This is a genomic window from Vibrio sp. 378 (assembly GCF_033339435.1).
The window spans coordinates 1-13,208 of the sequence record NZ_JAWOUO010000008.1 but is presented as its reverse complement, the minus strand read 5'-3'; the positions used below and the strand labels follow the sequence as shown (position 1 = coordinate 13,208).

Annotated in this window: 9 protein-coding genes; 5 read left to right on the top strand and 4 right to left on the bottom strand. The window is 46.9% G+C overall.

Features of this window, described 5'->3' with window-relative positions; genetic code table 11:
- Nucleotides 1–30: 30 nt before the first annotated feature.
- From R7Q48_RS15625 to R7Q48_RS15605, 5 genes are all read left to right on the top strand, one after another.
- Nucleotides 31–180 carry a hypothetical protein gene (locus R7Q48_RS15625; RefSeq protein WP_017634379.1) on the top strand — a complete coding sequence of 50 codons (150 nt, stop codon included), beginning with the start codon at nucleotides 31–33 and terminating at the stop codon, nucleotides 178–180.
- A gap of 12 nt (nucleotides 181–192) precedes the next feature.
- A complete protein-coding gene (gene elbB / locus R7Q48_RS15620) occupies nucleotides 193–843 on the top strand; it encodes an isoprenoid biosynthesis glyoxalase ElbB (protein WP_017634378.1) in 651 nt (216 codons plus the stop codon).
- A 333-nt stretch (nucleotides 844–1,176) separates the two neighbouring features.
- A complete protein-coding gene (gene yiaY / locus R7Q48_RS15615) occupies nucleotides 1,177–2,325 on the top strand; it encodes an L-threonine dehydrogenase (protein WP_005442614.1) in 1,149 nt (382 codons plus the stop codon).
- A 149-nt stretch (nucleotides 2,326–2,474) separates the two neighbouring features.
- On the top strand, nucleotides 2,475–3,551 hold the full coding sequence (locus R7Q48_RS15610) for a PQQ-dependent sugar dehydrogenase (RefSeq protein WP_256902628.1): 1,077 nt from the start codon (nucleotides 2,475–2,477) through the stop codon (nucleotides 3,549–3,551).
- 142 nt (nucleotides 3,552–3,693) lie between these two features.
- Nucleotides 3,694–4,308 (top strand): HAD family hydrolase, encoded by a 615-nt coding sequence (locus R7Q48_RS15605; RefSeq protein WP_256902627.1) that lies wholly within the window; start codon nucleotides 3,694–3,696, stop codon nucleotides 4,306–4,308.
- Nucleotides 4,309–4,416: 108 nt separating this feature from the next.
- Here the strand turns inward: R7Q48_RS15605 and R7Q48_RS15600 are convergent, their stop codons facing one another.
- The 4 genes from R7Q48_RS15600 to R7Q48_RS15585 form a co-directional block, all read right to left on the bottom strand.
- The gene (locus tag R7Q48_RS15600) at nucleotides 4,417–4,896 is read right to left on the bottom strand and encodes a Dps family protein (RefSeq protein WP_005388254.1); all 480 of its coding nucleotides are present in this window, start codon (nucleotides 4,894–4,896) and stop codon (nucleotides 4,417–4,419) included.
- Between the two features lie 300 nt (nucleotides 4,897–5,196).
- Nucleotides 5,197–7,197 carry a methyl-accepting chemotaxis protein gene (locus R7Q48_RS15595; protein WP_318132373.1) on the bottom strand — a complete coding sequence of 667 codons (2,001 nt, stop codon included), beginning with the start codon at nucleotides 7,195–7,197 and terminating at the stop codon, nucleotides 5,197–5,199.
- A 121-nt stretch (nucleotides 7,198–7,318) separates the two neighbouring features.
- Nucleotides 7,319–7,672 carry a hypothetical protein gene (locus R7Q48_RS15590; protein ID WP_085569289.1) on the bottom strand — a complete coding sequence of 118 codons (354 nt, stop codon included), beginning with the start codon at nucleotides 7,670–7,672 and terminating at the stop codon, nucleotides 7,319–7,321.
- Between the two features lie 432 nt (nucleotides 7,673–8,104).
- Nucleotides 8,105–13,208: tandem-95 repeat protein (locus R7Q48_RS15585; protein WP_318132372.1), on the bottom strand; the 5,104-nt coding region annotated here is incomplete at its 5' end.

Below are 13,208 nucleotides of genomic sequence, written 5' to 3'. Positions count from 1 at the left end.
AAATCATTCTATTAAGCCGTTGGAGTCGATATGAAACATTTTCTGCCCTCTAGTGTTATGCTTACACCCTTTGTTGTGCGCTACTATGATGAAGATGACAACGAGAGTGAAAACGTTAAAACACATTCGGAAACGCATGGTCTAGATAGCGAAGAGCAATCTAAGGAACGTTCAGAGTAAAGGAATCCAAACATGAAAAAAGTCGCAGTCATTTTAAGTGGTTCAGGCGTTTACGACGGTTCTGAGATCCACGAAGCAGTGTTGGCGCTCTACGCCATCGAGAAGGCAGGTGCAACTTGGCACTGCTTTGCACCTAACATTGACCAACTCCACGTCATCAATCACCTAACTGGTGACGAAATGGATGAAACACGTAACGTATTGATCGAATCAGCTCGTATTGCACGCGGAAATATTGACGATGTAGCCAAACTTAACGTTGATGAATACGATGCCCTACTGCTTCCAGGTGGGTTTGGTGCCGCGAAAAACTTAACCGACTTCGCTGTTTCGGGTGCGGAGTGCTCCATTAACACACACGTAGCTCAAGCTTGTCGCGCGTTTGCTAATGCGAAAAAACCAGCTGGCTATCTGTGTATTTCTCCTGTCATTATTCCGATGATTTATGAGCAAGGCGTGAAAGGAACGGTAGGCAACGATGAGGCAGTCTCAATAGCATTTAATCAAATGGGCGGTGAACACACCACGTGCCCTGTCGAAGACATCGTTTTTGATGAAAAACACCTCGTACTTTCAACCCCTGCTTACATGTTGGCAGAAAATATCTCTCAAGCGGCTTCAGGTATCGAAAAGTTAGTATCAAAGCTGATTAAAATAGCTTAATTATTAGTAGTTAGCTTATAAAACACTTCCCTATCCCCATTGATAATTAAGTTATTAATGGGGATTTTTTATACTTTAGTCGAATTTAGAGATATATCCGCGTCAGAAGTCAATTTCTGCCAATCGTTTGCGTCCATAGTTTCATATTTGTTCTACTTTATATCAGTGTTGCACTTATACGCAGTGCAACAAGATCACTGTCACAGTTTTTCTCTTGCAAGTACCTCTAAGTAGGTAAACTTGCTTCAGATCAACTTCAATCTGGAAACGAATGTGCGACAGTAAATGGCAAATTAAGAAAGATTATTAAAAATAACGACGGAGCTATCCAATATGACAAGTGCATTTTTTATCCCTACGGTAAACCTAATGGGCGCTGGTTGTTTGAAAGACGCAGCAGACAGCATCCAATCTCAAGGCTTTAAAAAAGGTTTGATCGTTACGGATAAGATCCTTAACCAAATCGGTGTAGTCAAACAAGTTCAAGACCTTCTCACTGAGCGCGATGTAGCAACCGTTGTGTTTGATGGCACTCAACCAAATCCAACTATCAGCAACGTTAACGACGGCTTAGCACTTCTTACTGATAACGAATGTGACTTCGTTATCTCTCTAGGTGGTGGTTCACCACACGACTGTGCGAAAGGTATCGCGCTTGTTGCTTCTAACGGCGGCAAAATCGCAGATTACGAAGGCGTAGACCAATCTGCAAAACCAATGATGCCACTTATCGCGATCAACACGACGGCAGGTACTGCATCTGAAATGACGCGTTTCTGCATCATCACTGACGAAGAGCGTCACATCAAGATGGCAATCGTTGATAAGCACACAACACCGCTTATCTCGGTAAACGATCCAGAGCTAATGCTCGCTAAGCCTGCTTCGCTAACTGCGGCAACAGGTATGGATGCCCTAACTCACGCGATTGAAGCTTACGTATCTATCGCGGCAACACCAATCACTGATGCGGTAGCAATTAAAGCGATTGAGCTTATCCAGGCTTATCTACGCACAGCAGTGAAAAACGGTGAAGATCTAGAAGCTCGTGAACAAATGGCATACGCGCAGTTCATGGCGGGTATGGCATTCAACAACGCGTCTCTAGGTTACGTACACGCAATGGCACACCAGCTAGGTGGTTTCTATGACCTTCCACACGGTGTTTGTAACGCGATTCTTCTACCTCACGTACAGCGTTACAACGCGCAAGTATGTCCTGAGCGTCTACGTGACGTAGCAAAAGCAATGGGCGTAAACGTAGAAGGCATGTCTGCTGAAGCAGGTGCAGCGGCAGCAATCGACGCTATCGTTACTCTAGCGAAAGATGTGGGTATCCCAGCAGGTATCAAAGAGCTTGGTGCGAAACTAGAAGACATCCCAACACTAGCAGACAACGCACTGAAAGACGCTTGTGGTTTCACTAACCCTAAACAAGCAACTCACGAAGAAATTTCTAAGATCTTCGAAGAAGCGATGTAATCTCGCTAACTAAACAATTCTCTAGCCTTAATTCAATCCCCGATCTCGTATCGGGGATTTTTTACATTCATATACAAGTGAATCTCTGCCAAACATAGTCTTTTAGTGTTAGCTTTTAAGTATTAACACGATTCATATTGGAAGGAACCATGAGAACGATTGCTGCTGCCCTACTCACTTGTTTATCCTTTTCTGCCAACGCTGCCGAATACCGCGCGAACGAGGTGGCGAATGGATTTCAGATCCCTTGGGGGATCGAGTTTTTAGATAACCAACGCGTTATTGTCAATGAAAAGAACGGTACGGTTTCGTTGCTGGATATCACCACAGGCAAACCTCAAAAGCTGTTTAACGTCCCCAATGTGAACACCAGTGGACAAGCCGGCTTATTGGATGTCGCGCGCGCACCGAATGCCGATACGCAAAACCCGCAACTCTTCTTTACCTACAGCAAGCGCACGAGCAAAGGCAATACGGTGGCGTTAGCGACGGCGCAATTGCAAAACAATCAGCTTGTAGGTTGGAACGATCTCTTTGTTGCTGATGCCATCACCGACACGGGTCGCCACTACGGCAGTCGAATTTCATTTATTGACGACAAAGTTTACTTCTCAATCGGTGACCGTGGCGAACGTGATAATGGGCAAGACAGTCAAACCCATGCTGGCAGTATTGTGCGCCTTAACCTTGATGGTTCGGTTCCGCAAGACAACCCATTCAAACCTTCCCAAGCTCGTCCTGAGATATGGAGTTACGGGCACCGCAACCCACAAGGTATGTTTTACGACGAACCAACAAAACAGCTGTGGTCGATTGAACATGGACCACGCGGCGGCGATGAAATTAATCTAATCAAGAAAGGCGCGAACTACGGCTGGGCAAAAGTCTCTCATGGTAAAGAATATTGGGGACCGTTGGACGTTGGGGAAGCTAAGTCGTTACCGGGAATGGAAGATCCCAAGCTGGTATACGTCCCTTCTATCGCGCCCAGTAATATGATTTTGTACCGTGGTGATAAATACCCAGAATTGGACGGGAAAATCCTCGCAGGCGCATTGAAACTGGCGCACATCAACGTGGTTTCTATTGATAATGGCAAGCTCACCGAATCAAAAAGATTGATGGAGAGTCTTGGAGAGCGAGTAAGAGATATAACCATCAGCCCCGATGGCTATATCTACTTTTCTACCGACAGCGGCAAAATCTTTCGTCTTGAGGAAAGGTAATCAAACACTAAAATCGTTAAGACTATTTAATTTGTGACGTACTAGTGATTTATTTTCGTACAATCTAAGCAGAAGAATCTAAACTTAACAATAACCTTTTGTTTTTTAAAACGATAGTTCGGTTAAGTTGTACGAGGTCATTATGATTCCATTCCCTTTACAGCTCGATAAAATTAAAGCCGTGGTGTTTGATTTAGACAACACCTTGGTGAGTTCTGATATGAACTTCGGCGAATTGCGACAACAGCTAGGTTGTCCGCAGAGTGAAGATCTATTAGATTTTGTCGACGCACTTGAGCATCCTCACCATAGAGAGCACGCTCATAACGTGATATTTGATTACGAGATTTCTGATGCTGAGCAGTCTGCGCCAATGATTGGCTGCCATGAGTTGCTCGCCCACTTGCATCAAAATGAAATCAAAACCGCTATCGTGACGCGCAACTGTCAAATCGCCACGCAGCGCAAACTAGAGCACAACCAAATCTCTGTGGAGCGAGTCATCACTCGTGAATGCTTCCCGCCCAAGCCAGATCCATTGTCTTTGCAGGTGTTGGCGAAAGAGTGGCGTTTGATGCCGGATGAAGTGCTTTATGTCGGCGATTACCTTTACGACTTACAGGCAGCGTATAACGCTCATATGCCCTCTTGCCTTGTTCATCACGGTAATCAAGAAACCTTCAATGATTCAGCCTCGTTGGCGCTTAATGAACTCAGTGATTTATTGAGCCATTTCGAATCCTTACCACGTAAATAAAGCACACATATAAAATACGCAAACAAAAAAAGGGGCACCAACGTGCCCCTTATGACTTATTCCCGATTGTTTCATGCGTTCCCAAGGATTGCTTGAGTGATGCGTTGCTTAGCCTTGTAGGTAAGCGTTAAGCATCCACATTAATTTTTCTTGCTCACGGATGTAGTCACCCATCAATGCCGCTGTACCTTCGTCATCTGCTTCACCCGCGTTTTGTAGAATCTCACGCTGTTTTAGAAGTAGAACGCTAAAGCCTTGAACCAGACCTTGTACACACTCCTCACCAGAAGTCGCGTTTTGATGTTCTTTAATTTCACTTGCTTCCAAGTAGTTGCTGAATGCGTGCGCTGGCGTGTGACCCAAAGTTAGAATACGCTCTGCAAGCTCATCGATTTTTGTTTGTAGATCAGTGTAGATCTCTTCAAATTTTACGTGCAGTTCGAAGAATTGCGCACCTTTAATGTTCCAGTGGTAACCGCGAGAGTTCATGTACAACACTTGGTAATGCGCTAGCAGTTGATTGAGCTGTTGAGCTAGTTGTGCTGATTGTTCGCTGTCTAGACCAATTAGGCTTACTTGTTTGTTCATAATCTTGCTCCTAGAAGGATGATACCAATCGTAGTAACGAACGATTCTCTTACCGGGATTGGTATAAAGTTTAAAAATTCTTTTGCAGTATTTGCTGCCGATGGAGTCATATTACGACTCTGGCTCAGTGAAGAAAATTTGGTTTTAACTATGATTTAAATAGCTAAATCCAATGAGCAAGTAGACGAATATCGGCGTATCATCCAACAAAAAGCCCCAACCCTTTTTGTGTAAAAAGAATTGGGGCTTTTTTACTATTTGGTTAACGTTCAAAAGTCGATGAACAGACGTAAACCTTATCTACGCCGTTTTAAAAGTTGCCATCTGTTGATTCAGCTCGGTAACTTGCTCTTTTACTTGCAATGATGTCTCTGATGCACGTTGGCTGTTATTCGAAACCTCATCCACTGATTGAGTAATACCGGACATCAATCCAGTGATCGAATTGGTCGCATGAGATTGCTGCTCTGCCGCTGCCGCAAGTTCTGCCATTTGTTCATTCAAAGAACCAATTTGCTCGGTCGTGACAAGCAAACGAGTTACCGCTTTTTCAATGTGCTCAGCGCCCTGCTCCGCAAGTGATTGGCTATGTTCAATCTCCTCAACCACCGAATTGGTCGAGCGTTGAATCGCGTTGATAATGCCGTTGATTTCCGTCGTCGATTGAGTAGTGCGCGTCGCTAACATACGCACTTCGTCCGCCACAACCGCAAAGCCTCGCCCTTGGTCACCTGCGCGCGCTGCTTCTATCGCGGCATTCAATGCCAGTAAGTTAGTTTGCTCTGCCAAACCTTCAATCACTTCCGTCACTCGACCAATGGCTTCGCTCTCTTTGCTTAGCTGTGTGACTTGCGTACTCGCAGTTTCAATGCTGCCGTGCAAACTTTCCATGGTGACTTTGTTTTGCTCTAAAGCATCGCGACCTTGTTCAATCTCGCCTTTTGAATCAGAAAGCTTCTGCACCGATTGATTGGCTTGATCTAGGGTGTTACGCGCGGCTAAAGCGATTTCATCCAATTGGCTTCCCATTTCAACAATGCAGGTCTGTTGCTGTTCAACATTCGATGAGGTGACTTGCGCCGATTCCAACAAAGCTCCCATGCTGGTATCCACTTGGTGCGCTTTCTCACTCACCCCTGCCACGATGCTCGCTAACGATTGGTTCATGCGGTTAATCGAATCGGTAAGGTCTGCCAATTCATCTTTCCCAACAACAGTGAGCGGAGGCTGAGAAACGTCTCCTGAAGCGATCGTCTTTGCACGCTCCGATAAGTTTTTCACTCGGCGACCAATGGTGTTGCCCATGTATTTTGAAATCGCTACTGCGGCAAACAAAACTAATGCTGCTGCAATCAACATAGTGGTCAGTACGTTCTTGATCGACTGATTAATACCCTGTCCACTTTGATCAGCACGACTTTGCTGAGCCAATACGATCGTTTCTAAACTTTGGTCTAGTGCATCCGCTGCTGGCAACAGTTCATTCGCCATTAACAAGTTTGATTCGTTCCATTCTGGCGATTGACGCAATGCAATCACCTGCTCTGCTAAAGGAAAGTACAGTTGCTGCATTTCCTTAAACAGTGACCACAATGATTGGTCGTTATCAGTTAGTCTGTCGAGTTTACTGTCGATTTCCGCCACAGACTGATTGTGGTACTTAATCAAGTCGTGGTATTTGTCCAGATGATCTTGCTGGCCGTACAACAGGAAATCTCGCAAGGCGGACAGAGCATTAGCGAGCGAGGTATAGCTGTCGGCATAGACTTTAAACAGACGTTTTCTGTCTCCACCAAATGGGTTTCCTGACTCTTCATTGATTAAGCTTTGAAGCTGATCAAGTGCCACTTCTGCAATGGGTGCCGCTTCGTTAATAAAGAGGTTGTGCGCGGGTAAGTTCTCATCACTGTGGCTAAGTTCAATCAGCTTGTTTAGAGAAACTTTTACCGCGTCCCACTGACTTTGAATCGCTTGAAAATCCTGTTCAGAGATCAAAGCCTGCAACGTTGGAAGCGACTCGTCTGTAGATGCCATGATATTGCGTACGTCCTCACTCAGACGTGCGCTCGCCTCTTCATCGCCACCTAGCAACATGTAGGCTCGAATAGAAGACAGCGACGCTTGAACAGACTGTTGGATACCGCGACTGGTGTCGACGGTCGGTAAATCGGATTTAAGTAACGAAGAGGCGTATTGCTCTACGGTGGTGACGTTGCGATACGTAAATACCGCTGATGCCATAAAAAGTACGGCTAGCAGCACAAAACTGAGCTGCAACTTCCCTGATATCGTAAGGTTCATCCATAAACTCCTGACAACGATGAGCCTTAAATATAACGATGTTTACAAAAATGTTAAATACAAGTATCAAAAGTTACTAAGAAAACCATGTAAACCACTATTTCAAGCCAAGAAATGGGACTTATTCGAAGTATGGTATGCGCTCACTACGTAAAATCAGATAATTAACGTAAGTCGTTTCTAAGCAGTCTTGCTCCCACAATGAAAGAATCCGCTTGGTGGCAAAGTAGTAATCTTTATTACGCAATAGCACGCCCACCGTGCGGCTGAGCTGCTCAAAGCGCTGTTGCTCATTAGCAGAGATGTCATTGTCTTCATTTTGAATGATGGGCGCCAATCCATCGGCAAACCAGTTGTTCAGAATTTCACGCATCTCAAGTTCCGACTCTGGTACATCGATACTAGACAACTCACGATGCTGTGGTGGCGGTACTATGTACTTTGACGCTTTTGGCGAACTGACATAACGGTACATGTCGCTCCTCCTTGTAAATGACTCTTATACCCAAGTGACTTCAAGATGCAGGATTCAGAGCGTTGTCATTGATTCGGGGTCAAGGAAAACAACGCAGCGTAATAGTCAGCTCTTTCCAAGTTGTTTGACACAGAAGCCGAGTCAATGACACGCTCCCGAAGGGCGAGCTGTCTTGGTTTGTATACTTTGTTGTCGATTCTTGATTTAGACCCACTAGACCTTTAAATCGCCGCCGCGTCTACAAACCAAGCCATTCTCGCTGAACCTAACATCTCGAGGTTACTTGGGTATAAACTAGCTAAGAATACTTTTTTCAATTTCCAAGTTTTTTTCTAGAGCTCATAGAAAGAAGACCAACAAAAAAGCCATGCAAAGTAGGCTCTGCATGGCTTTGGTTCGGGCAGCAATGACACTGCCCTCGTCTAGGACTGGTTACATTGAGCTTTGATCGAAATCGTTGCCTTGGTCAGTACCCGTTTGAGTATCCGAGTCGAAGCTGCCAGAGTCATCCGTGAAGTCAACACCTTGATCTTGACCTCCTGCACTTGTCCAGTCGCTGCCGCCAGATTCCATACCCGCCATATCTGGTTGCTGATCTTGAGCAGAACCTTGCATGGTGTATTGATCATCGACTTCAACTTCAACTGTGCCACTCGCACCTTCTACCGCGCTGCCCAATTCGTCGTAACCTTGGAATTGGATTTCGCTCGTACCTTCGTAACCTTCTGGTAGGTCAACCGATACTGGTTGGTTCAGGTTGCCACTTAATGTGAAGCTGCCATCGCCATTATCCAGTGCGTTGCTTACTGATGCACCATCAGGTAGACCGGACATTTCTGCATAATCCACCGATTCGTTACCACTGACCTCATCTGGAACCGAGATAGAAATGGTATCGCCTGGCGCTGCAGTCACATCAGCTGCGCTCTCCTCTTCACTGTCTGCACCGTTTGCTGCTTGCTCTTCAGGCTGTTGCGCTTCGCCAACTTGCTGCTCTGATGATGCTTGAGCAGTTTGGATTTGTGGCTCGTCACTTTGCGCTGAATCGTCCGCAACTTGGATGCTCAGATTCTGAGTCGATACTTCACCGTTATCGTTGACCTGAACATCCATAGCTAAATTGCCATCGAAGTCATCGTTCGGCCAGTATGTCCACTCTTCATCACCTGATTTCGCGAAGAAACCTGCATCGTTTGCATCGGCGACATCCAACACTTCTGCTGAAGGGCTAATGCCAAGCTCATCAATCAACTGCGCTTCCGTTAGGGTTAGTGAACCATCATCAGCCAGTGCGTAGCCTTCGCTGGTTGTGGTTTCACCTTCACCTTGGATGTCGACATTAAAGAAGCTCTCAATGCGGTTTTCACCGTCAGTTGCAATGAAGCCAACTTGAACATCTCCGGTGTAGCCTTCTGCTGGTGTGAATTGGTAGTTACCTTGGTTATCGGTCTCTATCACACCTTGACCTTCCATTAGGCTCACTGATTCAATGCTCAAGCTGTCGCCTTCTGCATCGCTCAATGTCGATAGCATGTCGTCATTGGTGAACGACAAGGTGCCATCCGCTGCCATTTCTGTGGTAGAAATGCTGTCGATTTCTGGAGAAGCATTCTCTTGTGGTGCGTCTTCTTTCACGACCACGCCTGTTTGCTCATCATGAAGCACACCGTCTTTATCAATCACATAAGCGATATCCGCTTCACCAGTAAAGCCCGGTGCTGGATTGAATGTCCATGTGCCATCACCGTTATCGACAATCTCACCTTGGCTGCGATCAGCTAGGTGAACGAATTTCACTTCATCACCCGCGTCAGCGTCTACGTTTTCTGCCAATCCGATTAGGTCATCAGCGGTTAGGATAACTGGCTCACCCGCTAGGGTTTCGAAGTCACCTGAATCGATGCCATCTTCGAACTCTTCTGGCTCGTCACCGTAATCCACCGTTGTTGCGGTCACGGTTACGAAGAACTCGCCATTAAAGTCAGCCGGAGGCGTCATTTGCAGGTCTGAAATATCCCACTCGTTCAAATCGATGTATTGACCCGGTTCCGTAATGGTAATGGTGTTCACACCATCCGTAACTTCGAAGCCAACAGGGAAACCAGTCATCACTAGGTTACTTAACGTTTCTGAATCGTCGATTAGACCGACATTCAAGCCTAGGTGACCCGTTTCGTCCTCACCGAAGACTAACGGACCATCATGGTCGGTTGTGATGACTGCGCCATCCGCAACAGGGCGAACAAACACTGGTACATCAAGTACCGTCTCAAACTCACCGTCACTGACCACAACTTGCAAGTCAGAAACCCCTGCAAAATCGCCAGTCGGTGTGAATGTCCAAGTACCGTCACCGTTGTCTGTTACCTCACCACCATCTTCACCTTCTGCGGTGATAATGCGTGATACGACTAGGTTTTCAGTGTCGATATCGCCGAACAAGTTCATCAGGTCGCCAGCGTCGAAGGTGAATGCGCCATCCTCGTCGGTTGCCATAAAGGCATTACCCACATTGAATGGAGCATCGTTGACTGGAATAACATCCACATTCAACGAGCCTTCAACCACTTCTTCACCATCCGTCGCGGTATAGCCCAGTTCCACCAAACCATTGAAGTCTTGAGTGGTCACCAAGTGGTACATACCATCTGGTTGCTGGGTTAATGTCGCATTTGCAGGAGCACGAACCGTGATGCTTTCTACGCTGATTTCGTCACCATCAAGATCCGTAACTTGATCAGCGATGTAAGCTGGGTCAATCACCATGACCACATCTTCTTCGCCCTGCATCTGGATGGTTGGTGCTTCTGGTGCATCGTTAACCGCTTCGATGTTTAGATTGCCTTCAACTGGCGTCACTAAATCACCATCGCTGACACCGAACGACATTGGCACATCACCATTGAAGTTCTCTGCCGGAGTGAATGACCAAGTGCCATCACCGTTGTCTAGCAAGTCACCGTATTGCTCATCAATCACTAGGTCGACAGCAGACAGTTCGTCGTAGGTGTTGTCGATGTCTGTTGCGTTAGCAAGCAACATGTCCTGCGTGATTAGAATGGTGGTATCTTCGGTGCCAGCAATATTCACTGGCGTTGATTGCGGCGCATCGTTAATTGGGTTCACCGTTAGGTCGACGCCCACTTCCACGCTCGCACCATCGTTATCAATCAAGTCGAAGCTTAGGTCGATATCGCCATTGAAGTTCGCATCAGGCGTAATCGTAAAGCTACCATCTTGGTTCTCAACAACGGTTGCATTGGCAACCGCGGTTAAGTTCACTGCTTCTAGATTATCGCTGTCTACGTCACCCGCTTGAGCCAGTAACTGCTCTTGACTCAATGTGATTGAACCGTCTTCATCGACGCTGTAAGCCAAATCGCCAGATACCGGAGCATCGTTGACTGGCAATACATCAATGTTCGCGTTGGTTGTCGCAGTTGCACCGTCTTCATCAGCCACTACTAGGTCAAGACTTACGCCACCGTTGAAGTTTTCATTTGGCGCGAAGCTGTAAGTGCCATCGTCATTCGCCGTTAGAATACCGTCGCTACCACTGTAAGAGACGCTTTCTAGGCTCACGTCACCTTCCACATCGCTTGATTGCGCTAGCAGTTGCTCTTTCGTGAAGATAATGACTTCGTCTTCATTAACAGAGTAACTTGTCGCACCTGCGATTGGTGGATCGTTCACCTCAAGTACCGTAATACCCGCAGTGGTTGAGTCTGTCGCACCCTCTTCATCGACAACTACAACGTCTAGGCTGACCTCGCCATTGAAGTTCTCGTTTGGAGAGAAGGTGTACGTACCATCACCATTGTCTTGGAACACGCCATCTGCGCCGCTGTAGCTGACACTATCAATCGCGACTTCGCCTTCGACGTCAGATGAGTTAGCCAATAACTGCTCGTTACTGATGGTGATCGAATTGTCTTCATGCACCGTGTAAGACGTGCTGCCTGCAACCGGTGGATCGTTCTCTGGCGTCACGCTTACGTCGATATTTGCGGTCACGGTATCCGTGCCATCAGAAACATCGAAGGTAAAGTTCACATCACCATTGAAGTTCTCGTTTGGAGCAAAGCTGTAGGTACCATCACCGTTATCGGTTAGGACACCATCGGCACCAGTGTAATTGACACCTTCTACCGATAGGTCATCACCATCGATATCCGTTGCGCCATCAAGCAGATCTTGGTCAGTGAAGGTCAACACGCCATCTTCACCAATGGTGAACGCTTGATCTTCCGGCTGCGGCAAGTCATTGACTGGGTTAACCGTTAGGTCAGCCGTTGCAACGATAGTATCGCTGCCATCATTGATATCGAACGTGATATCAATGTCGCCATTGAAGTTCGCGTCAGGCGTGATAGTAAAGCTACCATCGTCATTAGCCGTAACCGTCGCATCACCGTCAACCACTAGGTTGGAAGCGGTTAGTGCATCGCCTTCTACATCCGATGCTTGTGCCAGTAACTGCTCTTGACTCAATGTGATTGAACCGTCTTCATCGACGCTGTAAGCCAAGTCGCCAGATACCGGAGCATCGTTGACTGGCAATACATCAATGTTCGCGTTGGTTGTCGCAGTTGCACCGTCTTCATCAGCGACGACTACGTCTAGGCTTACGCCACCGTTGAAGTTTTCATTTGGTGCGAAGCTGTAAGTGCCATCGTCATTCGCCGTTAGAATGCCGTCACTACCACTGTAAGAGACGCTTTCTAGGCTCACGTCACCTTCCACATCACTTGATTGCGCTAGCAGTTGCTCTTCCGTGAAGATAATGACTTCGTCTTCATTGACAGAGTAACTTGTCGCACCTGCGATTGGCGGATCGTTCACCTCAAGTACCGTAATACCTGCGGTGGTTGAATCCGTCGCACCGTCTTCATCGACAACCACAACGTCAAGGCTCACTTCACCATTGAAGTTCTCGTTTGGCGAGAAGGTGTAAGTGCCATCACCATTAATTTCGAGCACACCGTCGTTACCGCTGTAGCTCACGCTGCTGATCGCAACATCACCCTCGATATCAGACGAATTCGCCAGTAACTGCTCGTCACTAATGGTGATTGAGTTGTCTTCATGCACTGTGTAAGACGTGCTACCGGCCACCGGAGGATCGTTCTCAGGTGTGACTGTCACATCGATATTCGCGGTCACGGTATCCGTGCCATCGGAAACATCGAAGGTAAAGTTCACGTCACCATTGAAGTTTTCGTTTGGTGCAAAGCTATACGTACCATCGCCATTGTCAGTTAGGACACCGTCCGCGCCAGTGTAAGTGACACCTTCTACCGATAGGTCATCGCCATCGATATCCGTTGCGCCATCAAGTAGGTCTTGATCAGTGAAGGTCAACACGCCATCTTCACCAATGGTGAACGCTTGATCTTCTGGCTGCGGTAAGTCATTGACAGGGTTAACCGTTAGGTCCGCCGTTGCAACAATAGTGTCGCTGCCATCGTTGATATCGAACGTGATATCAATGTCGCCATTGAAGTTCGCGTCAGGCGTAATGGTAAAGCTGCCATCG